At 41.6% G+C, this 25,131-nt stretch carries 25 protein-coding genes and 1 riboswitch; of the genes, 15 read left to right on the top strand and 10 right to left on the bottom strand.

The genetic code is table 11. The features are described from left to right. Positions 1 to 13: 13 nt before the first annotated feature. Entirely contained in the window at positions 14 to 1,195 is a 1,182-nt protein-coding gene (locus QMF37_RS01255; protein WP_071153144.1) for an alanyl-tRNA editing protein, read from the bottom strand. 107 nt (positions 1,196 to 1,302) lie between these two features. On the opposite strand from QMF37_RS01255, the gene QMF37_RS01250 reads away from it, so the two are divergent. Continuing rightward, on the top strand, positions 1,303 to 2,214 hold the full coding sequence (locus QMF37_RS01250) for a diacylglycerol/lipid kinase family protein (RefSeq protein ID WP_283476104.1): 912 nt from the start codon (positions 1,303 to 1,305) through the stop codon (positions 2,212 to 2,214). 86 nt (positions 2,215 to 2,300) lie between these two features. Here the strand turns inward: QMF37_RS01250 and QMF37_RS01245 are convergent, their stop codons facing one another. Together QMF37_RS01245 and QMF37_RS01240 are read right to left on the bottom strand one after the other, a co-directional pair. Continuing rightward, the gene (locus tag QMF37_RS01245) at positions 2,301 to 3,467 is read right to left on the bottom strand and encodes a saccharopine dehydrogenase family protein (RefSeq protein ID WP_078080689.1); all 1,167 of its coding nucleotides are present in this window, start codon (positions 3,465 to 3,467) and stop codon (positions 2,301 to 2,303) included. 18 nt (positions 3,468 to 3,485) lie between these two features. Further along, positions 3,486 to 4,967 carry an aldehyde dehydrogenase family protein gene (locus tag QMF37_RS01240; protein WP_078080690.1) on the bottom strand — a complete coding sequence of 494 codons (1,482 nt, stop codon included), beginning with the start codon at positions 4,965 to 4,967 and terminating at the stop codon, positions 3,486 to 3,488. A 271-nt stretch (positions 4,968 to 5,238) separates the two neighbouring features. Between QMF37_RS01240 and QMF37_RS01235 the strand changes: the two genes are divergently transcribed. From QMF37_RS01235 to QMF37_RS01205, 7 genes are all read left to right on the top strand, one after another. Beyond that, positions 5,239 to 6,087 carry a MerR family transcriptional regulator gene (locus tag QMF37_RS01235; protein WP_071153142.1) on the top strand — a complete coding sequence of 283 codons (849 nt, stop codon included), beginning with the start codon at positions 5,239 to 5,241 and terminating at the stop codon, positions 6,085 to 6,087. Continuing rightward, complete coding sequence (locus QMF37_RS01230; protein WP_169835278.1) at positions 6,080 to 6,220, top strand: hypothetical protein; 141 nt, start codon at positions 6,080 to 6,082, stop codon at positions 6,218 to 6,220. The genes QMF37_RS01235 and QMF37_RS01230 overlap by 8 nt, the downstream gene beginning before the upstream one ends. A gap of 160 nt (positions 6,221 to 6,380) precedes the next feature. After that, on the top strand, positions 6,381 to 7,919 hold the full coding sequence (locus tag QMF37_RS01225) for an ATP-binding protein (protein ID WP_283476101.1): 1,539 nt from the start codon (positions 6,381 to 6,383) through the stop codon (positions 7,917 to 7,919). Next, positions 7,912 to 8,589: a response regulator gene (locus QMF37_RS01220; protein WP_481861785.1), complete on the top strand. Its 678-nt coding sequence runs from the start codon at positions 7,912 to 7,914 to the stop codon at positions 8,587 to 8,589. The genes QMF37_RS01225 and QMF37_RS01220 overlap by 8 nt, the downstream gene beginning before the upstream one ends. A gap of 136 nt (positions 8,590 to 8,725) precedes the next feature. Further along, on the top strand, positions 8,726 to 9,745 hold the full coding sequence (locus QMF37_RS01215; RefSeq protein ID WP_283476099.1) for a Bug family tripartite tricarboxylate transporter substrate binding protein: 1,020 nt from the start codon (positions 8,726 to 8,728) through the stop codon (positions 9,743 to 9,745). 49 nt (positions 9,746 to 9,794) lie between these two features. Then, on the top strand, positions 9,795 to 10,244 hold the full coding sequence (locus QMF37_RS01210; RefSeq protein WP_071153139.1) for a tripartite tricarboxylate transporter TctB family protein: 450 nt from the start codon (positions 9,795 to 9,797) through the stop codon (positions 10,242 to 10,244). Between the two features lie 18 nt (positions 10,245 to 10,262). Then, positions 10,263 to 11,789: a tripartite tricarboxylate transporter permease gene (locus tag QMF37_RS01205; RefSeq protein ID WP_058384358.1), complete on the top strand. Its 1,527-nt coding sequence runs from the start codon at positions 10,263 to 10,265 to the stop codon at positions 11,787 to 11,789. A 52-nt stretch (positions 11,790 to 11,841) separates the two neighbouring features. Here QMF37_RS01205 and trhO read toward each other — a convergent pair whose 3' ends face one another. From trhO to QMF37_RS01185, 4 genes are all read right to left on the bottom strand, one after another. Next, complete coding sequence (gene trhO, locus QMF37_RS01200) at positions 11,842 to 12,804, bottom strand: oxygen-dependent tRNA uridine(34) hydroxylase TrhO (protein ID WP_071153138.1); 963 nt, start codon at positions 12,802 to 12,804, stop codon at positions 11,842 to 11,844. Positions 12,805 to 13,284: 480 nt separating this feature from the next. Continuing rightward, entirely contained in the window at positions 13,285 to 14,235 is a 951-nt protein-coding gene (locus QMF37_RS01195; protein WP_071153137.1) for a 2-hydroxyacid dehydrogenase, read from the bottom strand. 72 nt (positions 14,236 to 14,307) lie between these two features. Then, a complete protein-coding gene (locus QMF37_RS01190) occupies positions 14,308 to 14,922 on the bottom strand; it encodes a DedA family protein (RefSeq protein WP_071153136.1) in 615 nt (204 codons plus the stop codon). Between the two features lie 13 nt (positions 14,923 to 14,935). After that, complete coding sequence (locus QMF37_RS01185; protein WP_283476094.1) at positions 14,936 to 16,024, bottom strand: metallophosphoesterase; 1,089 nt, start codon at positions 16,022 to 16,024, stop codon at positions 14,936 to 14,938. Positions 16,025 to 16,374: 350 nt separating this feature from the next. Between QMF37_RS01185 and QMF37_RS01180 the strand changes: the two genes are divergently transcribed. The 5 genes from QMF37_RS01180 (at position 16,375) to QMF37_RS01160 (ending at position 19,791) form a co-directional block, all read left to right on the top strand. Beyond that, positions 16,375 to 16,722, top strand: a complete 348-nt coding sequence (locus QMF37_RS01180; protein ID WP_071153134.1) for a lmo0954 family membrane protein — start codon at positions 16,375 to 16,377, stop codon at positions 16,720 to 16,722. A 13-nt stretch (positions 16,723 to 16,735) separates the two neighbouring features. Next, on the top strand, positions 16,736 to 17,374 hold the full coding sequence (locus tag QMF37_RS01175; RefSeq protein WP_071153133.1) for a PspA/IM30 family protein: 639 nt from the start codon (positions 16,736 to 16,738) through the stop codon (positions 17,372 to 17,374). Between the two features lie 65 nt (positions 17,375 to 17,439). Further along, positions 17,440 to 18,138: a cell wall-active antibiotics response protein LiaF gene (gene liaF, locus QMF37_RS01170; RefSeq protein ID WP_058384351.1), complete on the top strand. Its 699-nt coding sequence runs from the start codon at positions 17,440 to 17,442 to the stop codon at positions 18,136 to 18,138. Then, positions 18,135 to 19,181, top strand: coding sequence for a sensor histidine kinase (locus tag QMF37_RS01165; protein ID WP_058384350.1), 1,047 nt, complete (start codon positions 18,135 to 18,137; stop codon positions 19,179 to 19,181). The genes liaF and QMF37_RS01165 overlap by 4 nt, the downstream gene beginning before the upstream one ends. Continuing rightward, positions 19,156 to 19,791: a response regulator transcription factor gene (locus tag QMF37_RS01160; protein WP_078080692.1), complete on the top strand. Its 636-nt coding sequence runs from the start codon at positions 19,156 to 19,158 to the stop codon at positions 19,789 to 19,791. The genes QMF37_RS01165 and QMF37_RS01160 overlap by 26 nt, the downstream gene beginning before the upstream one ends. Before the next feature lie 122 nt (positions 19,792 to 19,913). Here QMF37_RS01160 and QMF37_RS01155 read toward each other — a convergent pair whose 3' ends face one another. Continuing rightward, positions 19,914 to 21,176 carry a mechanosensitive ion channel gene (locus tag QMF37_RS01155; protein WP_071153132.1) on the bottom strand — a complete coding sequence of 421 codons (1,263 nt, stop codon included), beginning with the start codon at positions 21,174 to 21,176 and terminating at the stop codon, positions 19,914 to 19,916. Between the two features lie 275 nt (positions 21,177 to 21,451). Here QMF37_RS01155 and QMF37_RS01150 point away from each other — a divergent pair, with 275 nt between their 5' ends. Beyond that, entirely contained in the window at positions 21,452 to 21,682 is a 231-nt protein-coding gene (locus QMF37_RS01150) for a helix-turn-helix domain-containing protein (RefSeq protein ID WP_058384347.1), read from the top strand. 115 nt (positions 21,683 to 21,797) lie between these two features. On the opposite strand, the gene metX is transcribed toward QMF37_RS01150, so the two are convergent. Both metX and QMF37_RS01140 read right to left on the bottom strand, forming a co-directional pair. Further along, entirely contained in the window at positions 21,798 to 22,811 is a 1,014-nt protein-coding gene (gene metX, locus QMF37_RS01145) for a homoserine O-acetyltransferase MetX (protein ID WP_283476089.1), read from the bottom strand. Between the two features lie 12 nt (positions 22,812 to 22,823). Further along, a complete protein-coding gene (locus QMF37_RS01140; RefSeq protein WP_283476088.1) occupies positions 22,824 to 24,116 on the bottom strand; it encodes an O-acetylhomoserine aminocarboxypropyltransferase/cysteine synthase family protein in 1,293 nt (430 codons plus the stop codon). Between the two features lie 98 nt (positions 24,117 to 24,214). Then, positions 24,215 to 24,330: riboswitch (SAM riboswitch) on the bottom strand. A 133-nt stretch (positions 24,331 to 24,463) separates the two neighbouring features. On the opposite strand from QMF37_RS01140, the gene QMF37_RS01135 reads away from it, so the two are divergent. Beyond that, positions 24,464 to 25,105, top strand: a complete 642-nt coding sequence (locus QMF37_RS01135; protein ID WP_283476087.1) for a glycerol-3-phosphate acyltransferase — start codon at positions 24,464 to 24,466, stop codon at positions 25,103 to 25,105. Positions 25,106 to 25,131 lie beyond the last annotated feature (26 nt).

Here is a 25,131-nt window from a genome sequence, read left to right as displayed (position 1 = left end):
AAAGTTACACATTTCACTCAACGTTTTTTAATTCTTCCGAAAAAATAGATATGAATGTTTCTGGCAATTCAGTAGTCTTGCCGCCTCCTTGAGCAAATTGAGCATTTCCGCCGCCTTTGCCTTCCGTCAAGGCTAAGAGTGACTTTAGCACTTCCCGCATATCTCCTTGTGCTTGTTGTCCTTTTGCACAAACGAAACGTACGTCATTTTCTGCCATGCTCATCAACAGCACCGTTGAAAATGGATGCTGACTGATCACTAGTCGAGCAAGTTGTTGTAATTCTTTAAGTGGACGATTTTCGAAAACTCTCGATACGGCACCATTATCTGGTAAAATCGCATTTGCTTCTAAGTTTAACACTTGTTCTTGAAGACTTTTTATCACTTTGTCAGCTACTGCCTTGTCTGTGAGTAGGGCTTCTGCTGCATTCGGTAGTTCTGCCGTTGGAGCATTTAGCTGTGCAACTAACTGATCAGTCGTTGCTACTAGGAAATTAAAATAGTGCAATGCACGATTGCCGCATAAAAAATAAATACGCATACCGCCTTTTGCTTTCTCAGTCGAAATAATTTTCAACTGACCAATACTTGCTGTATTTTTCGGATGCGTGCCGCCACAAGCGTTCAAATCAATTCCAGCGATTTCAACTAATCGAATATCCCCTTCCACGACTGGTGGCTTTCTCAAAGCTAGTTCTTTAGCTTGTTCAGCATTTACCCATGTCGTAGAGATCGGCAGGCCTTGTCCGATGAGGTTATTTGCTTTTTTTTCAATTTCTTGAAGCTGTGCGTTTGTTGCTGTATCCAAATCCAAATCAATGGAAACTCGTTCTTTTCCTAGATGAAAACTTTGTGTCTTTAAGCCTAAATTATCTTCAAATAGTGCACTCAACAAATGTTGTCCCGCATGTTGTTGCATATGATCCCATCTTCTTTGCCAATCTATTTGGATAGAAAAACTTTCTTCCGGTAGCTGGATATCTACGTAATGACGAATCTCACCTTTCACAGACTGTACGTCTACTACTTTGGCTGGTCCAATCTTCCCCGTATCTGCCGGTTGCCCGCCACCTTCTGGATAAAAGCAACTTTGATTTAAAATGACATAGTAGCCGGTTTCGTCTTTGCCGCTGTTCATTACTCGTACGTCTGCAGTTGAAATTTCAGAATCCTGGTAATACAATTTCGTGGTCATGTAAACACCTCTTCTTTAGTAGGTACAGCTTTACTCGCTTTTGTAGTTTATATAATTTGTGTTAGTGGAATTATAAAGATAAACAGACTTACAGGAGGGCAAGAGACATGCCTAAATTCAATCGTTCCGTATTATTGTATAACGGCAATGCAGGACCGTCTACGGTGGACGCTGTTTTAAGACTCGCTGTACCTCATTTGGCTCAAGCATCTCAGTCACTCGAAATAATTCAGACGCACTCTCCAGAGGAATTTGAAACAGCTTGTAAGCTTGCTGCGAAGGATGCAGATGTTCTGTTTATTGCGGGGGGTGACGGTACTGTCCATTCTGCTGTTCGGGCTTTATCGACAATTGAGTCACCTGCGCCCCTTGCCATATTGCCGAGCGGTACGTGCAATGACTTTGCGCGTACGTTGAATATTCCGCTAGACTTAGAGTTAGCAGCATCGGAATTGATCAACGGCGAAATCAAGCAGTTAGATACTGGGAGAATTAATGGAGGATCTTTTCTGAATTTCGCGGGAATCGGTTTGATTACCGATGCGTCTTCTAACATCGATCCTTTCTTAAAAGAACGTTACGGTAGAATTAGTTATTTCATGAGCGCTCTGCAATCCATGCGGCAAGCCACTCCATTTTCCATGCATTTAAAAATCGATGGGATTAGCTATGCTGAAGAAGGTGTTCTCGTACTGGTTATGAACGGCAAATCGATTGGCACTCATAACTTCCCGCTGGCAACGATTGACCCAGCTGATGGTTTGTTGGATTTATTTATTATCCAAACCTCATCCTTGGCTGCATTGCGGGAATGGTTTTCATTAGCTCAGCCTGAAGTTGCAACAGAAGAATTAGAGCATGTCGCTCATTACCAGGGTCGCTCTATTTCCATCGCGACCGATACAGAATTGGATGTCGATACGGACGGCGAAATTTATTTAAAAACGCCACTCGACATCGAAATACTTCCAAGTAGTTTGAAAATGTTAGTGCCAAAAAAGGTGGAACTGCTTATTTGAACGTCAAAAGAGAGGACCCGATAGGAATCCTCTCTTTTTTATAGTTGTCAGTCTTTCTGCTAAATTAGACTGCCATCGCTAGTTTTTTATTGTTGAAGGGCTGAGCGATGAACAGTTTCTTTAATAGCCACTCCACGTTTCGCCATCTCTGCTATATATTCTTCTCCAGGGACGATCATTTCTGGTGGATAAGCGCCTCGCTTGTCTATAATCCCTTTGCCAATCATCTGCGCTACGACTGAAATAGTAAAAGCCGTAGCTCGTGCCATTGCGGTGACACCGGTTTCAGGATTTTTAATCGTTACCATATTGTATTCGTAGCGGATTTCTTCTCCCGCTTTGATGCCCGACACCATTACCCGTAAGACGACCGCGTCCTGTTTGTCTCCAAGCTCTGTTATCGGTTCAAGCACGGCTTTTAAAACAGACCGAAGCTTTATTTCACGTCCGTCCACAGTCACTGTTTTCGTTCGATTAGTGAGACCTAAATCAACTAATAATTTAACCTTCTCGGCATGCCCCTTATAACGCAAAGTTTTGTATTCCAACGAATTGATATCACTGAAAGTATCCGTCAAAGTCGAAGTTCCTCCAGAAGTATGAAAAGCTTCTAGTTCACCAAAATCCTCAAACTTCACATGCTCAATTTCAGATAAAGATTCAACCTCCAATAATTTCCCTTCACGAATGACGTGCGATTTGTCTGTGTAATGATCGAACACGCCTTCTAGTGAAAAAACGTGGTTGTATTCTAATGGTGGTTCTGGATGAACTGGAATTCCACCAACAAATAACCGGATATCGGAAACCTGGTCGAGTTTACTGGCGCCATACCCTGCTAAAATATTAATCATGCCAGGTGCTACGCCCAAATCGGGAATTAGTGTAACCCCTTTTCGCTGAGCTTCATCATGCATCTCTAACACTGCATCTGTAGCACCTCCGATATGGCCGCCTAAGTCTACGGAGTGAACACCACATTTGAGCGCAGTGGCTGCTACTTTTTCGTTAAAAGTATAAAACAGCGCATTAATAACGATATCACCTTTTGAAATAGCTGCCGATAATGCCTCGTCATCACTAGCATCCAATTCGAATACTTCTAGCTTGTTATTGCCGAGTTGCACCTTGAATGCTTCAGCTTGAGCTGTATTTCGATCTGCTAAAAAGACGCGTTCCACAGCCTCGTCAGCAACCAAATCCCTAGCTGCTTGTTTGCCCATTAATCCTGCGCCTAATACGACGATTTTCATCTCCCCATCCCCTCTCAATCAAGCTTCGTTATCGATTTGCGCACGCTGCAACTTCCCACTGTAATCAACATAGACACTCTTCCATTCTGTAAAAACGTCCAATGCCGCAACGCCTGAATCACGGTGACCATTCCCAGTCCCTTTAGTTCCACCAAACGGCAAGTGAATTTCCGCTCCGGTCGTTCCCGCATTAATGTAGACAATCCCGGTATCTAAATCACGTTGCGCTTTAAATGCACGATTTACATCAGCTGTATAAATTGAACTCGACAACCCGTAAATCACACCATTGTTCACATCAATTGCTTCTTCGAAAGTTGCCACTTCGATAATTGATACAACAGGACCAAAAATTTCTTCTTGCGCAATGCGCATTTCGGGTTTAACATCCGTGAACAATGTCGGAGCGTAATAGTTCCCTTTGTCGTAAATACCGCCGGTCAAAATCTCTCCACCAACCAGTAAGGTAGCTCCTTCTTGCTGGCCGATTTCAATATAGGAATGAATTTTTTCGACTGCTTTTCGATTGATAACCGGTCCGATTTTGATGGTTTCGTCTGTACCATCTCCAATTGTCAAAGTTTCCATTTTCGAAAGCAGCCGTTTCTGCAGTTCTTGCTTTACATCGGCATGAACAATTACCCGGCTACAAGCTGTGCAACGCTGACCAGCTGTACCAAATGCACTCCAAAGAATACCTTCTACGGCTAAATCTAAATCAGCATCTTCCATAACGATGACGGCATTTTTCCCACCCATCTCGAGAGATACTTTTTTCAAGTTGCGCCCTCCTGCTTCTGCTACTTTGCGACCGGTTTCTGTTGATCCTGTAAATGAGATAACCCTTACGCCTTCATGTTCGATAAGTGCTGTGCCTACTTCTGAGCCGGCTCCAAAAACAATATTAGCGACACCTTCTGGAAGACCCACTTCTTCAAAAATCTTTGCCATCTCATAGGCCATCATCGGCGTTTCCGTTGCAGGTTTCCAAATAAATGCATTGCCTCCAACAATTGCAGGAAATGATTTCCACGTGGCAATTGCTACAGGGAAGTTCCACGGAGTGATCAATCCTACGACACCAATTGGTGACCGGATGCTCATTGCGAATTTGTCGGCCAGTTCTGACGGGGTTGTTTCGCCGAACATGCGCCTTCCTTCTCCCGCCATATAATAAGCCATGTCAATTCCTTCTTGTACTTCACCACGACCTTCTTCAATCACTTTCCCCATTTCTTTCGTTAACACTTGAGCGAGGTGTTCTTTTCGCTCTTTCATCAGTCGACCAATTTCATATAAATAATCCGCACGTCTAGGTGCCGGTACTTTTGCCCACTTTTTTTGTGCTCCTAGTGCTGCCTTTACTGCTAAGTCGACATCCTGTGCTGTAGACATTCGAACTTGTGCCAGCTCTTCCCCATTTGCCGGATTCAAAACAGGTCTAAATTCCGCATGTTCTGCCTGCTGCCACTTACCATTCACAAAATTAGTCAATTTCATCGCCATTACCCCTCTCGACTACCTATCTTTGATAGCGCTTCCACTTTCATTATTTCACAATTATCTAGAAAATAATAGGAGATATCTGAAATATCTGATTTATTTATTTTGTTGATGTGAAAGTCATGTCATAAGACATGTGTTTTAACTTCCTCCCAAACTTAGATCTTCACCCCTAAAAAAAAGAAACAACGCATTTCCACATCATTTCTCATAAATGCTTGACACTAACGGTGCGTTATAGTGTATTTTAAAGAGAGAGGTGATTAGATTGTACAAAGTACAAGAAGTAGCAAAAATAGCCGGTGTTAGTGTGCGGACGCTTCATCACTACGATAGTATTGGCTTACTAAAACCGTCCAACATCGGAACTAACCGCTATCGTTATTACAATGGGCAAGATTTGAAATTGCTTCAACAGATTTTATTCCTAAAAGAGCTGGATTTTTCACTTAAGAAAATTCAAGAACTTGTCGCTGAAGGTTTTGACCGAGAATATGCACTAGCTCAGCATATCGAATTACTTCAACAGAAAAAACAGCGCATCGAAAAGCTGATTCAGACTGCACAATTGACTCAGCGGGAGTTACAAGGTTCAGAGAATTTGACTGATCAAGAACGTTTTTCAGCATTTGCTAGCAGTAAAGCTGAAAATCTGATTCAACAATACCAAAAGCCCGATATCGGTTCCCCAGATGTGGCACAAGTAGAAACTTCTCAAATTGCTTCTGCTTACGAATCAGATTCAACTGTTGTCGTTGCTCCTGTTGAAACAGTACTGCACGAAGAATCGCCTTCAACTTCTAGTGAGTCCGTTCAAGTGGCAAAAGAAGAGGAAGATTTGGACGAAATCAATCGTGAAGGAGACCGTATCTACAATACGGTCGCAAGCTTAATGCACTTGTCTCCACAAACACCAGCGGTACAAAAAGAAATGAAAGCATACTATACGCTGTTAAATCGTTTTTATGACTGTTCGCCCAAAATGTTCCGTGGATTAGGCGATTTGTACGCGTCAGACAGTCGCTTTGCAAGCAACATTGATCAACATGGCCAAGGCTTAGCTAAATACCTCAAAGACGCCATGTACATTTATGCAGAAGACTTACAAGATGCGTGAACTTATCGGACCGTGTAGCAATTGTGGCAAAGATATCTATTGTCGTGATGGTTTTTTGGATGGAGTTTATGTAGACGGAGAACTGATTTGCTTTGAATGTGAAGAACAGCAAGAAGAACTGACGCAAAAGTAAAAGCTTTTGCGTTTTTTCTTTTTAAAAAAACATGGAATTCTCCTATTATTGACTATATAATTAGCCCATTAACTATGACAGCATATTGGAAACGAGTGATATTTAGATGCCCTTGCAGCGAAGGATCTTCTTATATGGAGCTTTATTTGTAGCATTTATAATGATTTTTGTTGGATTATCGTTTTATTTTACGATTTCAGAAGCAATTGAAGAACAAATGGGAAAACGTGCTTTGAATATTGCTGTTACCACTGCCGATCGACCAGATATAGTGCAAGGCTTTGCTGCTGACAGCCCTCATGTCTCACTTCAGCCAATCGCTGATGAAGTTCAACTACAAACTGGTGCTGAATATGTCGTCATTGGTAATGCAGAAGGAATCCGTTATACGCATCCTCTCCCAGACCGGATTGGTCAGAAAATGGTTGGCGATGATAACGAGCGCGCTATTTCTCAAGGCGAATCGTATGTCTCAGAAGCAGTTGGATCACTGGGTCCTTCTCTTCGAGGAAAGGCACCGATTGTTGATGAGCAGAATAATATCATTGGTGTTATTTCTGTAGGCTTCTTAAAAGCAGACATGACCTCCATTTTCATGCAATATGCCGATTCTATTCTTGTTATTGTGCTAATCGCGATTGCGATTGGCGGAGTTGCTTCAATGATTCTCTCTAAAAATATTAAAAAGATATTATTTGGGTTGGAGCCTGCAGAAATCGCTAGTTTGTTTATCGAAAGAAATACATTAATCGAATCAGTCAGAGAAGGCATCATTATGGTCAACAAAAGCGGTGAAATCACAATGGCTAATGCATCAGCCTATGAAGTTCTATCGTTGCCGAAAGGAAAAAAGCTTATTGGACAACTTATTGATGAAGTACTTCCCAATACCTTACTTCCTCAAGTGCTGCTCACAGGCGAGCAGCAATTAGATCGCCCCATGACCATACGTGGTAAGAAAACGATTGTTAATCGTATCCCCATTGTTATTAATGGTGAAATCGCGGGAGCAGTTTCTAGTTTTCGATTGCAGTCAGACCTAGATGGTCTTCGCAATGAATTGACTCAGATTAGGCAATATGCCGATTTGCTCCGTTCACAGACTCATGAAAACCACAACTTCCTTTATACGATTTCGGGACTGATTCAATTAAACTCACTAGATGAAGCGATGGATCTTATCCATAGCGAAGCAAAAGAGCAGCAATCACTCGTTCAGTTTGTTACGAATCGATTGCAAGACCCTCTACTTGGTGGCATTGTTATCGGTCTTTTCAACAAAGCCAGAGAGTTAAAAGTCAAATTTCTTCTGGATGAAGACAGTTATTTAGAAAAACTTCCTTCCTATCTTGAAAAAAGCCTATTTGTCTCGATTCTCGGTAATCTTGTAACTAATGCCTTTGAAGCCGTTGACTATCTCCCTGAAAATGAACGTTTGGTTAGGCTTCTCTTTGTTGATAATGGCCATGAAATTTTGATTGAAGTTGAAGATAGCGGAAAAGGGGTGGATCCACTCATTCTTTCCACTCTTTTTAAAGAACGGATTTCCACAAAAAATGGCAACGATCGCGGCTATGGCCTAGTAAAAGTTTATAGCAATGTTCACGATTTACAAGGAGAAATAACGATGGAGAATGGCGATTTTGGTGGAGCTTTGTTTATTATTTCCATACCGATCGGAGGAAATGAAGATGATTGAGATTCTCATTATTGAAGATGACAAGCGGATTGCAGACATACACAGGCGCTTTATTGAGAAAATCCAAGGATTTCAAGTAATAGGTGCTGCACATAATGGTGCTGAAGCAAAAGATTGGATACAAGTATTAAAGCCACAACTAATTTTGCTTGATGTATTCTTACCAGATATGAAAGGTACTGACTTGTTGCCTTTTATCAAATCTGAAAGCCCTGAGTCCGATATTATTTTTATCACAGCTGCTTCTGAAACAGCCATTGTCAAAAAAGCTTTTAGAGCCGGCGTTTCTGATTATATGCTCAAACCACTGACTTTTGATCGCTTTCAAAAAAGCCTTCTTGCCTATCAGTCGAAAAGCATGTCACTTGAGAAATCCGATTCCTTGAATGAGCAATCGATCGAACAGTTATGGAACAAAAACCACGAAGCTTATATGGAACAAGTGATTACTCCCAAGGGCATAGACCCAAGTACAATGATTAAAATAAAAGAAAAACTGGCGATCTCTTCAACTGGCATAACAGCTGAAGAGATGGGAATTGCCTGTGGCATGAGCCGTTCAACTGCACGCCGTTATCTTGAACACTTAACAACAGACCAGAAGGCCCGAGCAGAATTACTTTACGGAACAATTGGAAGACCTGAAAGACGCTATTTTTTCACTCCGTGAACTTTATGAACAGTATTAACAATATGCACAGTATCCATCTTATGACAATAAACATCGAATTCATCCTATATTCTGATAAGTTGAAGACAGCGCTGAAAGCGTTGTCTTTTTACTATTATAAAAGGGGATGAATGATATGTTCAAAAAAATGATTGCTGTTTCTCTTGCTGGTATGTTAGCAATTGGTCTTGCTGCCTGCTCATCTGAAGAAAATTCTCAAGCTAGTGATGCTGGTTCGTCCGATTATCCCGAACGTGGACTAACAATTGTGGCCCCTTCTGGAGCGGGCGGTGGCTGGGATTTGACTGCGCGCTCTATTGCAAAAACTATGAATACAACAGGCATCATTGGAGAATCAATTATGGTCGAAAATAAACCCGGTGGTGGTGGAGCCGTTTATATGGCAGAATACGCTACGAAAGAAGTCGACAATGACTACATGCTTATGGTTAAATCTCCACCGATTCTAATCAACAATAGTAAAGCTGAAGGAAACAGTCCATACGGTTATAAGGATACAACACCACTGGCTCAACTGACACGTGATTATGGAGCGATTGTTGTTCGTGCAGATTCTGAATTCCAAACATTAACCGATGTTCTCGACGCGGTAAAGACTGATCCAAAAGCGGTTACATTTGCTGGTGGTTCTGCTCCGGGCTCAATGGATCATTTGGTCGGGATTTTGCCAGCATTTGAATATGGCATTGATCCAAAATCAGTGAAATACGTTTCTTATGATGGTGGTGGCGAAGCCGTAGCTGCATTGCTTGGCGATAACGCAGATGTCATCGCAACAGATGCATCTACGATTGGAGAATACATGAAATCTGGTGATGTTCGAGTATTGGCCGTAAGTTCTCCGGAACGTTTAGAAGGTGACTTAAGCGAAATCCCGACATTCAAAGAAGAAGGTATTGATACTGAATTTACGATTTGGCGCGGTATTTTCGGTCCTAAAGACATGTCAGATACCGCATACAAGTACTGGTCAGAAAAACTAGAAGAAATGTCTGGCAGCGAGGAATGGAAACAAGAACTTGAGCAAAATGGTTGGCAAAGTGAATACAAAAACGGCGAGGATTTCGAAAAATATTTACAAACTCAAGAAGAATTGATTGTTGAGTTGTTGACTGCACTTGATATGCAAAAGTAATTAGAACAGCGGCTTCGGCCGTTTTCTAATTTAAAAGGAGTGAAAGACAATGAGTAAAACCTTCGATCGGTTTGCTGGCATTATTTTCTTACTAATCGGCCTTTTATTTGTCATGGAAAGCCAGCGAATATCCGAGAGTTCTTACGGTTCAGCAGTCGGACCCGATATCTTTCCAATCGGCTTAGGCACTATTTTGATCCTCTTAAGTGCTCGCTTGCTATATGAAACTTTTCGTTACGAGGCCGGTGCAAAAAACGATGAACCGATTAAATACAAAAAGTTTTTCATCATTTTCTTTAGTGCTGTTCTATATGCTGCTTTCTTAGAGACACTTGGTTACGTCATTACGACTTTCTTATTTTTAGTCATAGCCTTTCAAACGATGGAAAGTGGAAAATGGCTTCATACATTGATTATTGCCACCGCATTTTCGTTTGGTGTCTACTATCTTTTCGCCGAATTTCTCGGCGGCTCATTACCGGGATTCCCTGAATTTTAAAACGAAAGGCGGATGGCAATGACTACTTTACAATTTTTAATGGATGGCTTCAGCATCGCATTCCAGTGGCAGAACATTCTCTTTGCGTTTGTAGGGGTCCTTATTGGAACAGCTGTTGGTGTATTGCCAGGTATTGGACCCATGAGTGGTGTAGCTCTTCTTATTCCAGTAACTGCAACAATCACTTCCGGCATGCCGACAGAAGCAGCTGCAGCAAGTTCCATCATCCTATTGGCCGGAGTTTATTACGGTGCGATGTACGGCGGCTCCACTACTTCTATTCTTTTGAACACACCAGGAGAATCTTCTTCTGTTGTCACAACGCTTGACGGTTATCAAATGGCGCGCCAAGGTAGAGCAGGAGCCGCTTTATCGATTGCAGCAATCGGTTCATTTGTGGCAGGAATTGTTTCTTTGATTGGTCTAGTATTATTGGCAGAGCCTTTGTCCAATGTGGCTCTCCAATTCGGACCCGCTGAATATTTTTCACTCATGTTACTCGGACTCGCCGCAGTAAGCGGATTGGCTGGAAAATCGATGACGAAAGCCTTAATGATGACCGTTTTCGGTTTGATTCTTGGCACAATCGGCATTGACGCGGTATCAGGAATTGCTCGCTTTACTTACGATTTACCCGTTCTTTACTCGGGCCTTGAGTTTTTAACAATCGCAGTTGGTTTGTTTGCGCTAGGTGAAGTATTTAAAACGATTTTAGAACGCGAGCATGAAGATGGTACGATTGCTAAAATCGGTAGAATCCTTCCTACTAAACAAGATTTAAAAGATAGTGCAAAACCAATTATGCGGGGATCTCTTTTAGGATTCTTTATCGGTGTACTTCCTGGTGCCGGCGCAACGCTCGCTTCGTTTTTCTCTTATATTGCCGAGAAAAAATTCAGCAAAACTCCTGAAAAATTTGGCACCGGGGCCATTGCGGGTGTTGCAGGTCCTGAATCAGCCAATAATGCTGCATCTGGTGGTGCTATGATTCCACTTTTAACATTAGGCATACCCGGGTCTGGAACCACAGCTATCCTAATGGGAGCACTTATCATGTATAACATTCAACCCGGTCCATTATTATTTGATGATCATCCTGAAGTGGCATGGGGACTTATCGCCAGTATGTTTGTCGGTAACTTGATGTTATTAATTTTGAACATGCCCTTGGTTAAAGTATTTGCCAAAATCATTGAAACCCCTAAAAAATATTTATTGCCCATCATCATAGCGATTTCTTTCTTTGGTGTATATGCTGTCCAATACACCACATTCGACCTCTTCTTACTACTTGCTTGTGGAATACTGGGATATGTACTCGTCAAAAACGATTTCCCTGTGGCACCACTCGTCTTAGCTTTGGTTTTAGGGCCCATGATTGAAAATAATCTCCGCAGAGCATTGACGATTTCAAATGGCGATTTCATGATTTTCTTTACCAAGCCACTGTCTTTAATTCTACTGATGGTAGCTGCTGCTTGGTTATTAATCCCTTTGCTATTGAAATTGAAAGGTCGCACTATTGTGTTAAACGAAGAAGATTGATATAGATTTCTAATACAAAAAAGCCTCCAAAAATTATGGAGGCTTTTTTTTATTAGATTGTTGTTACTTCCTTTAATGCATTTAAACGTTCTTGTACTTGCTCTCCAGTCAACCCGTGCTCGAAAGCATAACGGTTACGTGGATGTTCGCGACACTTGTCTGAACACGAACGCATGTATTTGTGTTCGTTTTCTTCAGAAGTCAACATTTTCGCGTTGCAATCAGGATTTGCACAGTTCACATAACGTTCGCATGGTTCTCCTGTGAAATGGTCTTTGCCGACAATGACGTGTTCAACTTGATTGACAGGTACAACAATACGCTCGTCGAATACATATAATTGTCCATCCCATAATTCACCTTTTACTTCAGGATCTTTGCCGTAATTAACGATGCCTCCGTGAAGTTGAGAAACATCCTCGTATCCTTCTTTTTTCAGCCAGCCAGAAAATTTTTCACAGCGGATTCCGCCTGTGCAATACGTCAGAATTTTTTTGCCTTCAAATTGTTCTTTATTGTCACGCATCCATTCTGGCAGATCGCGGAAGTTTTCAATATCTGGACGAATCGCGTTACGGAAATGCCCAAGATCGTATTCGTAATCATTTCGCGCGTCCAAAACGATGGTGTCTTGTTCTTGCATTTGTTTATAAAATTCCACTGGCTCTAAATAAGTGCCGGTCAGTTCGTTCGGGTTGATGTCTTCTTCTAATCCAAGATGAACGATTTCATTTTTTGCACGCACGTGCATTTTTTTAAACGCGTGGCCTTCAGCAGCATCGATTTTAAAAGCTGTATCCGAAAAGCGTGGATCACTTTTCAACATTTTCATATATGCTTCCGTCTGCTCAATTGTTCCTGAACACGTTCCGTTAATTCCTTCGTTAGAAACAAGAATTCGACCTTTTAGCTCTAGCTCTTTACAAGCAGCCAAATGCTCGGTAGCAAAGGTTTCTGGATCTTCTACCTCGACGTATTTATAATACAGTAAGACATTGTGTGTATGATTTTGCATGAATCATACCTCCTATTTCTTCAATTTGCTTCTGTAGCAAAAAAGCAACAAAAACCTCAACCATTTTATAACAAATAACGAAAAACTTCAACTTTATATTGATTGAACTCATGATTTCTACTTGTTACTATCCCGCAAACCAACTGTGCTTTCGAATCCATAGGTTGCGGATCGTGTAACTGGCGCGATCGGACGGCACGGTGCCAGTTGCCAAAGGCTTGTGCCATGTCTTCCCGTTACTAACGGAAAAATAGACACTACCTTCTTACTTAACAAGTTACTTCGCCTAAAGCAACCAGCGATGTAGAAGATTTGGTTTCTTTCATTTAGCTTATATAGTTATTAAGTAGTAATGCTCGAGGCTGGTCTAAATTAGCGACGCTTTGGAATAATCCGCGAATTTCCTAAGTTTATAAATTGCAGCTAAAATAACCCAATCAAAAAAGGCAGCTACTACAGCAGCTGCACTTTTTCTGCTAGTTAGCAGATTCTATTTTTTACTGATTTTTTTTCTAGACATGCTTTAATGGCTTCAGCATTCAATGCCATCATCTCAAAACGAGTTTGAATCGTGGCACTGCCAATATGCGGCAACACCGTAAGATTTGGCAATGTCAATAAGGGATGGTCTAGTGGTACAGGCTCTTGTTCAAATACATCCAGTCCGGCACCCCATATTTTCTGTTCTTTCAAAGCTTCATATAAGGCCGTTTCATCAACAATCCCGCCTCTAGCTACATTAATCAAACAAGCCGTATCTTTCATCAATGCCAGTTCGGCTGCTCCGATCATCCCTTTAGTTTCAGGTGTCAGCGGCGTTAAAATCACCACGTAATCTGAAACCTTCAGCAATTCTTCAAATTCAGCATAACGGACATCTTCAAGACTTTTACGCGTACGATTATGGTAAAGGATATTCATACCGAAACCTTGAGCACGGCGAGCTACAGCTTCACCAATTCGCCCCATACCAATAATTCCGAGCGTAGCACCGCCAACATTTTGTCCGGTCATTCCCATCGGTGTCCAAGATTTCCATTGTCCCGAACGAACAGTTTTTTCTGCTTCCATTATGTTGCGGGCCGTCGCAAGTAACAAAGCAAATGTTAAATCTGCGGTCGCCTCAGTTAAAACATCAGGCGTATTGGTTACCGTAACACCATGCTTCCGTGCCGCTTCTAAGTCGATGTTATTATAGCCAACTGCTAAGTTGCTAACGATTTTCAAGTTCGGTGCTGAACTAAACACTTCGTTGTCTATTTGGTCAGATAGCATCGTCCAAAGTGCATGCGCCTCTTTTGCTTCTTCAAGCAATCTCTCACGCGGTGCATGAGTGTCTTCTTCCGGCCACATGCGAACTTCATACTGCTCTGCTAATTCAGCTACTGCTTGATCCGGCAGCTTTTGTGTAATAAATACGATTGGCTTCATACCCATCCTCCATCCTCTATTATTAAACAATTATAACAATTTAAAAAACTGCCGGCAATTGCCAGCAGTTTCCTATTCGTTTGTTGTTTTTATTTTTTTGATGTAATACCCAATAGCTACGACAATACTCAACGCTAATAAGACGTACACAACATTGGAATAAAGACCAAACTGATGCATAATTTGTTCCCGGTTGTCTCCCACTGCTCGTCCGATAAACACCAAAACAGTATTCCACAACAAGGTGCCGAGCGTCGTAAAGCCAACGAACAGTCCAAATTTCATATTCGACATACCCGCAGGAATTGAAATTAGACTCCGCACTAAAGGAACCAACCGGCCAAAAAATACAGTCCAAACCCCAAAACGATCAAACCAGCTATCGGCCTTATGAATGTCTTGCTTTTTTACGCGCAACCAACTGCCGTATTTATCTATGATTTTCTCCAGCCGCTCAACGTCTAGTAATAAACCGACACCGTACAAAATTACCGCTCCAAGGACAGAGCCCGCAGTTGAAGCTAAAATCACTCCCGGTATTGTCATTGTGGTCGTCGTTGTCATAAATCCGCCGACCGTTAAAATCACTTCTGACGGAATCGGTGGAAAGACGTTTTCTAGCATAATTAGAAAAAATATACCCAAATAGCCATAATCCGACATGACTGAAGTAATCCATTCTTCCATAACAACACTCCTCTTAAGAAGATGAACGGAAATTCATCGTTATCGACCATAACTCTGAACGGCTTCCGATACGCAACGGCGGACCCCAAAATCCAAATCCGGAAGACACAAGAAAATGTGTCTTTTCGATTAAACGGTAGCCGTAATCCAGTTCGAAAATTCGTTTAGTCAATAAATGATTCGGCCACATCTGCCCTTTATGTGTGTGGCCTGACATGTGCAAATCTGCGCCTAATTCTCTGGGCGTTTTCAAATCGGCCGGCGTATGGTCCATTACGATCCAAGGCACCGTGTCTTTTTCAGGTTTCAACTCAAGCAACGACAGCCGATTGCCATTCGTACGATCTTCACGTCCCGTTAAATAAAAACGATTCGCAACTAAAATAGTTTCATCTCTTAATATTTTCACACCTGATTTATTCATGAGTCTTACGAGCAATGGAATTTTCTTGCCGTAATACTCATGATTTCCTAACACACCGTAAACACCCAGAGCTGGTTTCAACTGTTCCATGACTTCCGACATGCCATAACGCGCATACCAAACCGGATCGTCATCCACTAAATCACCTGCTAAAAAGACAACATCCGGATCAAGCGCATTTGTTTTAGTAACAAAACGTTGCAAATGTTGCTTGCCCGATAAAAACCCTAAGTGAAAATCGGAACCTACGACCATATGAAGAGGTTCCGCCTCTTTACCTTCTACGGTAATTTCAAGATTTCGAACAACCGGACTGTAAGCCAAGTAAGTGCCGACACTAAATAGCAGCAATAACATAATGGCAGTTAATGAACCTACAACAAACACATCATTTTTTAAATCCACCACTAGCACAATGAGATTTGCCACAGGAATCAACAAAATCGCATACTGCAAAAAAGCGAACCAATAAGAACCGAGCACCGTAAATCCAAGCCATCTGTGACCGATTCTTCCAATTACATAACTATAGGCAACCACCAACCACAAAGCCGCAAAAATCCACAGATTTACACTCTCTAAAAAACTCGTTAGCCAAACATAAACCGCCCAGCCCAAATAGGCAACAAGCGCTGTATAAATCAACAAGAAACTACCGATGCCCGCAACTATTTTCATAAAAACGCCTCTTTCTTCTTTTAAAATAAATCTCTGTACGAAAGATACATTTTTTCAATGTGATAAAAAACAGTATAGCATTCCAATTCATATCCTTCACAAAACAACTCTCCCTCGCCCCTCTCTAAGCACCGCCGCGCACAAGGACGAAGCAGAGCTCGAAGACTAGCGTTTTTTACTTGGCTTCTAGCGGGAGCTCTGGCCAAAGCGGTCGGTGCGATTAAATACATCTCCCGGGACTAGCTCACTCTACGTCCCAAGACCTAGTCAAAGATGCAGTCAGAGACCGTATTGAAAAACTCATTCTCTTCGTATAATTAACTTAGAAATCAACGAGGAGGCAAAAAAAGATGAACAAATTTTGGTTAATTACGCTCGGCATCATTGCTGGAATCGTCGTACTCAGCAATTTGGGACACATGATTGGATTGGTCGTATCTTTACTAATCGTCTACGCCGGGGTGCATTACTATTTAAAAAGCACTTCGACATTAGCGAAAGTATGCTGGGTAGCTGTAGGGATTATCGGAGGAATTGCAGCCATTTCGAATGTACCTGCTTTGATTGGCGTCGCCGCCCTTGTCGCATTGTGGATGATTTACCGGAAATGGAATGGCCAAAGCGTTTCTGTCACAGCTGTAAAAGAAAGCGATCCATTTATGAACTTTGAACAACAATGGAACAAACTAACTAAATAAGGAGAGAATGAATATGATAACGTTATGGGAACGTTTTAAATTTGCTGTCGCAACCGACTTGGATGCCGTCGTCGTAAAAAATGAGGAGAAAAATCCACTTGTTCTACTGAATCACTACGTTACAGAAGCTGAAAACCAGACAACCACCACTGGAAAATGGGTTGAACGTCAAGCTCAGCTAAATGGTAAACTAGAGAAAGAATTGGCAGAAGCATCCGCCATGCTCACTAAGCGCCACGAACAATTGGAATTAGCACAAACCTCAGGCGAGTCTGATCTCGCTGATTTTGCAAAAATGGAAGTTCAATCTTACGCTACTCGCGTTTCAGTGTTGCAAAACAACCTAAGTGAAAACATAGCTGAACTAACTGGCTTAGAATACCGCTACGAAGAAATGAAACACAAAGTAAAAGACATGAAAGTAAAGCAACTGCAATTGATGGGCAAAGAAAATGCCACGCGTGCTCATCACCAGATGGACAAAGTGCTAAGTCCTGAACTTGTCGCTGAACGCATTGGCTCTTTTGACGACATGGCTCTATACATCACAACACTCGGTGCTAAAGTTGAAGAGCGGCATGAGCGTTCAACAATGGAACGTCGTTTGGATTCTTTAGAAAAAAATAGCACAACTCCAAAAGAACTTGTCTAAAATAGAGTGAGAAGAAGTTTTTTCTTCTTCTCATTTTTTCTGATACAAAGAAGGAGGCAAAAGCCATGCAACATTTCCCAACAAACAGACAAGCATTTTTTTTGCTAAGTGCTTTATTATTGATATTCGTCGAAGCTGCCTTTTTTGGAAATGGCAGTGTGTTTTTGATCCTTCTTGGTATCGGAACTCTTTACTATGCGCTGAGAAACACCAGTAAATACCGAAGATCCTATTTTTGGATAGGTGCTTTTCTTATCGGCGTTTCTATTTTGTCTATGTGGAGTCTGAGACTGATGATTTTCGGGCTTGCCATTTACCTGTTGCTTCGTCTATGGAAAGGGCAAGCATGGCTTCAGACTACCCCTTTACAAGGTTCCGCAGATACAGGTCTAATCCAGAATAAAGTAATGGCCGCTCAAAGCACGCCAATCGAATCTTACGAGTGGAAAGACATTCATGTGCAAGGTTTTATCGGGGATATCCTTGTAGATACTACACATACTGTTTTACCTAAAAAACCTTCATTGATTTCCATACGACAAGGTTTTGGAAAAGTCCAAGTTATCGTGCCGTATGAAGTTCCGGTACGCGTCTTTTATTCTACACTTTTGGGGGAAGCTCGTTTTTTCAATGGGGATAGCCAGCGCATTCTCAATACCACCATTCACGCGGAAGACGGCTATCCTGCGGACGAAGGCAACAGAGCTGAGTTGATTGTATCCGTGACTACTTGGATGGGGGACGTCGAGGTGATTCGTAGATGAGACAGATTGTGCCACGCAGCCTGTTTTTCACATCTCTCTTTGCCTTGATTATCTTCAGTATTCTATTTGCTTTGCTTGGTTTGCCGTCATTCAATAGCTGGTCTGTTCTGTGGGAAGATTTTATCGCTGGCCTTCCTTTGGGCATTTGGTTGCTCGTTCTGATGCTCGCTCTGTCCGTCGGCATATCATGGTGGACCGAATCTTTGTCGCGATCAAAAGTGCAGGAAATCGAACAGATTTTCCAAGCCCTTTTGCGCAATGAAGACAAAACGGTCGTTCAAGCTGCCCAAATGAAAACCTTGCCGCGCAATTTGTCGAGTTCCATTCTAAAATTGCAAAAGTTATTAGAATCACAGCGTAAAAGCTTGACTCGCATTGCCAATGAACGTGCAGAAACGCAGGATCAGATTATCCAGGAGCGCTTAATTATGGAACGTCAACGGCTTGCTAGAGAGCTTCACGACTCCGTTTCTCAACAACTTTTTGCTGCTTCCATGCTGCTGTCATCGATGACTGAAAGCGAAGAGGTGCAGCCTGGACTGTTGCAGACAGAAAAAATGATTCAGCAAGCTCAGTTGGAAATGCGCGCACTGCTTTTGCATTTACGTCCCGCCGCTCTTCACGACAAAAGCTTGCGTCAAGGATTGTTTGAATTGGTTAGTGAACTTAAAGAAAAAGTCTATTTTACGATTGATCATAAATTAGAAGAAGTGCCCCTGCAAAAAGGAGCCGAAGATCATCTGTTCCGTATTGCGCAAGAAACTTTATCCAATACATTGCGCCATTCCAAAGCAACCGAAGTTCATATCTTGTTTGTTGAACGCGATAATTTTGCGATTTTGCGTATTCAAGACAATGGTGTGGGATTTGAAAGTGAACAATCCAAATCGACTTCTTACGGCCTTAAACATATTGAAGAACGCGCCATCGAAATTGGTGCTACGAGCAAAATTGTTTCTGTTCCTTCTGAAGGGACCATTGTGGAAGTAAAAGTTCCAATTGAAAGGAAGAAGCCTAATGATTCGAATCTTGTTAGTAGATGATCATGAAATGGTCCGTATAGGTGTCTCTGCTTACTTGCAGTCTCAAAAAGATATGGAAGTTGCTGGCGAAGCCACAAACGGGCAAGAAGCCGTGCAATTGGCATTGGACTTGCGACCTGATTTGATCCTAATGGACATGGTGATGCCCATTATGAACGGTGCAGAAGCGACAAAATCCATCATTGATCAATGGCCAGAAGCCAAAATTATGATTGTCACAAGCTTTCTCGACGACGACAAAGTCTATCCTGCACTTCAAGCCGGAGCCGTTAGCTATATATTAAAAACTTCAAAAGCTTCACGGATTGCTGATTCGATTCGTGAAACGATGAATGGCACTCCCGTACTTGAGCCAGAGGTGATGACAAAAATGATGAAGCAAATGCGTCATGAACGGGTTCTACACGACGCGTTAACTGAACGTGAGATGGAAATCTTGTTGTTGCTAGCTGATGGTCTGACCAACCAAGAAATTGCCGATCAATTGTTTATTGCCTTGAAAACAGTGAAAACACATGTCAGTAATATCTTGGCAAAACTTGAAGTTCATGACCGGACTCAAGCAGTTATTTATGCATTCCAGCATAAACTCATCTCTCCACTTAAATAAACCCCTCAAAAATGGGAATGTGGAACTCATTTAATCGTCTTATAATTGGATGCTCATAAATACACACCAATCAATAAAAAACTCCCAAAGCTACAAGTAGCTTTGGGAGTTTTCAAATAATCTTATAGATTTGGTTTGTCGTTCTCTTTTTCCATTTTCTTCTCAAGATTTTCAAGCTGACGTTTAGCAAACTCACGTCCACCCATACCGAAGGAAATAGCAAAGGCTACTGCAAGTCCCGCAATAATGAACAGGAAGGCAAGGTTAACGATATTTGTTGCAAAGTTCAACTGGTCAAGTGTCATAAATACAGCAATAATAATAATCGCATATTTGACAATTGTACCAAGGAAACGGTTACCTGAAGACTGCTTCACGTAGTTCCCAAGCACACTTCCCCCGATTAATCCAAGACCCAGAATAATTAGCGAACTAATCAGAAGTGGTAAGTATGCGATTACGGCTTCACCAATCCCGTTTAATACATCAAGCTGTAAAACATTCATAGCTTCTACAGTAAAGAAAATGATGATGATCGCTTGTACTACTTTGCCAATGATGTTCGCAATATCAACGCTCGGTGTTTTGGTTTTGTCTGTGTTCAAATACGTTGAGAAGCGATTGATACCTGTTCCGTTCAATAGGCTAATCAACAAGTCTCCCACAAATTTACCGATTAATACACCTACTAAGATCAAGATGATCGCTACGAAAATATTCGGGATCATGTTTAGAACTTGGTTGAGCATATTGACAATTGGTTCAGAAATCGAACGGATGTTTAATGTTTCTAACGCAATGGTCAAAATCGGAATCAAGACGATAACGAACACTACATTAGCCAATACATTAGCTAGAGTTGCTTTGTCTCCAGCGTCCATTCTTGTCGTACTTGTCGAAGCACCACTTGTTTTGTTAGTAAATTTATTGAACCATTTATCAATATTTATCGCTGTTAAAAGACTGAACACAAGGTTCTTCACAAATTTGGCAACAAAATAACCAATGACTAAAATGATGATGGCCATGAACAGATTAGGCAGGAATGCCAATAACTTGTTCATCATGTTTGAAATTGGCTGTGCTACGTTGTTCATATCCAAAGCTTGCAAAACGCTCGGAATAAACAAAATGAAAATGAGGTAATAAAGAATTTTCCCTATGGAATCCAACATGCTGTCTGCACTTTCTTTTGTTTTCGCCATATGTCCTTTGACCATGGCCCGGTCTGCACCTGCTTTTTTTAACCCTTTGGTGAAAATGGCTCGTACAATTGTTGCGACAATCCACGCGATAAGCAGTAATAGTAACGCGCCTAAAACATTTGGAATGTAGTCAATAATTGTATATCCGACGCCTCTAAAAGAATTACCAATATCATTCATACAATCGTCCTCCTTTTTTTGTATAGTATTCACTAGTACTATCCCCTTACTTTCCTATCGCTAAACGCTTAATATATTAAAATCTTAGTCGCATAGAAAAACTCTTGTTAACGAGCAGTTCGAAGTCTAGATGTTAAAGTTCTAAAGAAAAAACAAGGTAATTGATGATGAACATCGTCTACTAACATTCTTTTTTTAACGAACACACGATGACACCGATGGTTTGAGGTAGTCGTCTTCTTCTATTATAATAAAAGAAAAGAGGAGGAGATCCCATGTACATGACAGTCCAGGAAACTGCCACTTTTTTATCCATGCCCGAAGAACAAGTAAATCGTTACGTATTAGAAGGTCGTATCCGCGCAGTTCATGACGGGGAACAATACATCATCAATACCTCTCAATTTGAAGCGCATTTTCAACAATTGGAACAAGCCAAGCTAGCGCTAGAAGAATGGCGCACTATGCCCATACCAGAAGATGTGGATATTAAAGACGAAGACTAACTTAAGTACACATAGAAAAGCACCTAATGGACGCGTATCCTTTAGGTGCCTTTCTGTTATCGAGGATAATTTTCAACGTCTTGCTTGCGAAACAGTGCGAGTAGAAATCCACTAATTATCTGGTGAGCTCAGGCACTACTAGGCTTTTTAGCTTATTCTCGATAAATCCGCTCCATTTATCAAATTCAACGAGAAATCCATCATGGCCAAATTCTGTTTCAACGATTTTCCAACTTGCCGTCTTTTGTTTTTCAAGCCACGGAGCCATTAGCTCACTTGGATACAACAAATCGCGCGTAAAAGACAAGGAATAGACGGGAACATCTAGTACAGCATCTTGGATATCATGTGTATTCATAGCTCTCAGCAGTAATACATAGCTATTGGCATCAAAACGACCGGCTAATTTCTTGCCTTGATAATTCAAATATGACTGCACATCAAATTCTTCGCCATCGCCACTACGACCAAAGCGCCGATTGAACATATGACCGCTTCGATAAGTAACCATTCCTGCCATTCTAGCAACATGAAACCCCTTCAAAAGAGACGCATCTACATAGTCTCCATTATTAAAATCCCCATCACTTTCAATCGCCAATATGCCAATGTGATTAAACGCCACTCCATAGTCACTGTAATAGGGAGTGACAGCTAGCGGAAAAATCGCATCCGTAAAATCTGGATAGAGGTTTCCCCATTCTAAGGTTTTCATTCCACCAAGGGAACCGCCAATGACTCCTGCAAGGTGGTCAATTCCCAATTCTTTTAATGCACGATATTCCGCTCGAACCATATCACGTATTGTCAATGTTGGAAAGTCAGCTCGGTAAGGAATTCCTGTTTTCGGATTTTTCGATAAAGGACCCGTCGATCCGTGACAGCCTCCGAGTACGTTAAAGGTAATCACTTGAAAAACAGTTGTATCCACGGGTTTTCCTGGTCCGATTAATCCTGCCCACCACCCTGGATTTTTTTCAGTACCGACTGCGTATTGGTTACCTGTCAATGCATGGCAAATCAGGATCGCAGGAGCTGTTTCATCTCCGAGACGTTCGTATGCAAGTTCCACATCATCTATCGTCTTAGTAGAGTCCAGGATTAATGAGCCAATGGATACTGTTTTCATGACGATCCCTCCTTATACCTTTTCCAAAACTGCTGCCTGTATGGCCTGTTCCAAATCAGCGATTAAATCTTCTGCATTCTCCAATCCAACAGACAAACGAATCAACTCTTCCGTTACGCCAGATGCAGTTAACTCTTCATCGTTCAATTGCTGATGTGTCGTAGAAGCCGGGTGAATAATTAGCGACTTGGCGTCTCCTACATTGGCTACATGAGACCAGAGATTTATGTGATCAATCACTTTACGTCCTGCTTCTCTTCCACCTTTGATACCAAAATTGACAATCGATCCATAACCTTCATTTTTCAAGTATTTCTTCGCCAATTCATGAGAAGGATGTTCTTCAAATCCAAGGAAGTTTACCCACTCGATTTGTGGATGCTTTTTTAAGTAGTCTGCAATAATTTGAGCGTTGCTATTGTGTTTTGGAATCCGTAAATGTAAAGTTTCTAATCCTTGCAGTAAAGCATGAGCACTATCCGGGCTCAGTGAAGGGCCAAAATCACGTAATAATTGAACGCGAAGTTTTGTCGCAAAAGCTGCACCTGGTACATCAATGCCGTACCGCAGTCCATGATAGGTTTCGTCAGGCTGTGTATAATTTGGGAAACGTGGATTGTCCCAATTGAATTTCCCAGCATCCACCGCAACGCCACCAATTGTCGTTCCGTGTCCGCCAATCCACTTTGTCGCAGAATGAATGACGACGTCTGCACCAAACTCAATCGGGTTGCTGCCGTAAGGAGAGGCAAATGTATTATCGATCAATAACGGCAATCCGTTAGCATGGGCAATTTCTGCTATTTTTTCGACATCAAAAACATTCAAGCTTGGATTACCAATAATTTCACCAAATATCGCTTTTGTTTTATCTGTAATTGCTGCTTTAAAATTTTCTGGATCGGTCGCATCGACGAATTTTGTTGTAATGCCATAGCGTGGTAGCGTGTTAGCAAACAAATTGTAAGTGCCACCGTAAAGACTGCTATCTGCTACGATTTCATCACCCGCTTCTGCAATGTTCAAAATGGAAAAAGCAATAGCGGCCATTCCTGAAGAAAGAGCAACTGCTGCAGTACCACCTTCTAGTAACGCTACTCGTTGTTCAAAGACATCGACTGTCGGATTCATAATGCGTGAGTAAATATTGCCTGTATCTTTCAGTCCAAAGAGGTCTTGTGCATGCTGTGTATTTTTAAAAACATACGAAGTGGTTTTATAAACAGGAACACCTCTAGAGCCTGTCGTTGGATCTGGTTGTTGTCCTCCGTGTAATAATAATGTTTCTGGTTTAAAGTTTGTCATTTTCTATTCCCCCTGTTTTTTTAGTAGTAACACATGCTAAAGGGGACGAAAAAAGCCCCCTTCGCTAAGAAGAGGGCCGTAAATTACGGAGTTTCCTCCTCTTATCTCTCAGAACCTGAAAATCGATTCTGTAGGAATTAGCACCTTTACAAACAAAATGTCTGTCGGTTGCCGGGCATCACAGGGCCTATCCCTCCGCCACTCTTGATAAGAGTATTTGATTTAATTTTTGATCTTGTTGTGAAGTATAAAAACTTTATTGGCGTTTGTCAAGCTTATTAGTCAAAAAATTTTGAAACCTTGCCCACTTTCAAACGTTATCTTTTAGTGTAGAGGAGGAATTAATGATGGTCATTTGGATTTTGCTCTTATTGATTACAGGTTATTTTATCGGTTGTTGTCATGGTTCACTTGTTGCACAAGCCGTATCAGGCGTTAACATCAAAAATTCGGGCGTAAAAAATTCCGGTGCTTCTAATGCAGCCATCGTGCTGGGCTGGAAATATGGTTTGCTCGTTGCCTTTATTGACGTTTTCAAAGGCTTTGCTGTTGTTGCGGGGTTACGTTTGTTAGTGGACTTAGGTAGCTTTTCAACTGCAACAATCTGGACCCTCTTGTTCGTTGCAGGAGCTGCCGTAATAGTTGGTCATAATTTTCCGTTCTATATGAACTTTGACGGCGGAAAAGGTACAGCATCTGTAATAGGTGTAATGATAGCGCTTGACTGGAAGCTCGGGTTGCTCGGATTATTGTTATTGATCGTTGTTTCACTAGTAACAAATTATCTTGTCATTGGCGTATTCGTTTTGTACGCCGTGTATTTTGTAATTGCCTTTATCCCTGCAGTCGGTCTATGGCCGTTACTAATAGCGCTAGTCCTGTTCATGATGGCTGTATGGAAACATCGAGAAAATATTATACGAATAAAGAGTGGCAATGAACCTACAGTATCATCAGTTTTTCGAAAGAAACCTACCCCGTCCATTTAGAAAGGAATACAATGAATTTTGAAGAT

The sequence above is a fragment of the Planococcus sp. S3-L1 genome, assembly GCF_030063085.1.
GTDB classification, from domain to species: domain Bacteria; phylum Bacillota; class Bacilli; order Bacillales_A; family Planococcaceae; genus Planococcus; species Planococcus kocurii.
The sequence above is the reverse complement of the archived record's forward strand: the minus strand, read 5'-3'. Positions and strand labels throughout refer to the sequence as shown.

Bases quoted from the DNA above. Each gene is read 5' to 3' on its own strand.
- QMF37_RS01255 (WP_071153144.1), bottom strand. From the start codon at position 1,195: ATGACCACGAAATTGTATTACCAGGATTCTGAAATTTCAACTGCAGAC.
- QMF37_RS01250 (WP_283476104.1), top strand. From the start codon at position 1,303: ATGCCTAAATTCAATCGTTCCGTATTATTGTATAACGGCAATGCAGGA.
- QMF37_RS01245 (WP_078080689.1), bottom strand. From the start codon at position 3,467: ATGAAAATCGTCGTATTAGGCGCAGGATTAATGGGCAAACAAGCAGCT.
- QMF37_RS01240 (WP_078080690.1), bottom strand. From the start codon at position 4,967: ATGAAATTGACTAATTTTGTGAATGGTAAGTGGCAGCAGGCAGAACAT.
- QMF37_RS01230 (WP_169835278.1), top strand. From the start codon at position 6,080: ATGCGTGAACTTATCGGACCGTGTAGCAATTGTGGCAAAGATATCTAT.
- QMF37_RS01225 (WP_283476101.1), top strand. From the start codon at position 6,381: ATGATTTTTGTTGGATTATCGTTTTATTTTACGATTTCAGAAGCAATT.
- QMF37_RS01220 (WP_481861785.1), top strand. From the start codon at position 7,912: ATGATTGAGATTCTCATTATTGAAGATGACAAGCGGATTGCAGACATA.
- QMF37_RS01215 (WP_283476099.1), top strand. From the start codon at position 8,726: ATGTTCAAAAAAATGATTGCTGTTTCTCTTGCTGGTATGTTAGCAATT.
- QMF37_RS01210 (WP_071153139.1), top strand. From the start codon at position 9,795: ATGAGTAAAACCTTCGATCGGTTTGCTGGCATTATTTTCTTACTAATC.
- QMF37_RS01205 (WP_058384358.1), top strand. From the start codon at position 10,263: ATGACTACTTTACAATTTTTAATGGATGGCTTCAGCATCGCATTCCAG.
- trhO (WP_071153138.1), bottom strand. From the start codon at position 12,804: ATGCAAAATCATACACACAATGTCTTACTGTATTATAAATACGTCGAG.
- QMF37_RS01195 (WP_071153137.1), bottom strand. From the start codon at position 14,235: ATGAAGCCAATCGTATTTATTACACAAAAGCTGCCGGATCAAGCAGTA.
- QMF37_RS01190 (WP_071153136.1), bottom strand. From the start codon at position 14,922: ATGGAAGAATGGATTACTTCAGTCATGTCGGATTATGGCTATTTGGGT.
- QMF37_RS01185 (WP_283476094.1), bottom strand. From the start codon at position 16,024: ATGAAAATAGTTGCGGGCATCGGTAGTTTCTTGTTGATTTATACAGCG.
- QMF37_RS01180 (WP_071153134.1), top strand. From the start codon at position 16,375: ATGAACAAATTTTGGTTAATTACGCTCGGCATCATTGCTGGAATCGTC.
- QMF37_RS01175 (WP_071153133.1), top strand. From the start codon at position 16,736: ATGATAACGTTATGGGAACGTTTTAAATTTGCTGTCGCAACCGACTTG.
- liaF (WP_058384351.1), top strand. From the start codon at position 17,440: ATGCAACATTTCCCAACAAACAGACAAGCATTTTTTTTGCTAAGTGCT.
- QMF37_RS01165 (WP_058384350.1), top strand. From the start codon at position 18,135: ATGAGACAGATTGTGCCACGCAGCCTGTTTTTCACATCTCTCTTTGCC.
- QMF37_RS01160 (WP_078080692.1), top strand. From the start codon at position 19,156: ATGATTCGAATCTTGTTAGTAGATGATCATGAAATGGTCCGTATAGGT.
- QMF37_RS01155 (WP_071153132.1), bottom strand. From the start codon at position 21,176: ATGAATGATATTGGTAATTCTTTTAGAGGCGTCGGATATACAATTATT.
- QMF37_RS01150 (WP_058384347.1), top strand. From the start codon at position 21,452: ATGTACATGACAGTCCAGGAAACTGCCACTTTTTTATCCATGCCCGAA.
- metX (WP_283476089.1), bottom strand. From the start codon at position 22,811: ATGAAAACAGTATCCATTGGCTCATTAATCCTGGACTCTACTAAGACG.
- QMF37_RS01140 (WP_283476088.1), bottom strand. From the start codon at position 24,116: ATGACAAACTTTAAACCAGAAACATTATTATTACACGGAGGACAACAA.
- QMF37_RS01135 (WP_283476087.1), top strand. From the start codon at position 24,464: ATGGTCATTTGGATTTTGCTCTTATTGATTACAGGTTATTTTATCGGT.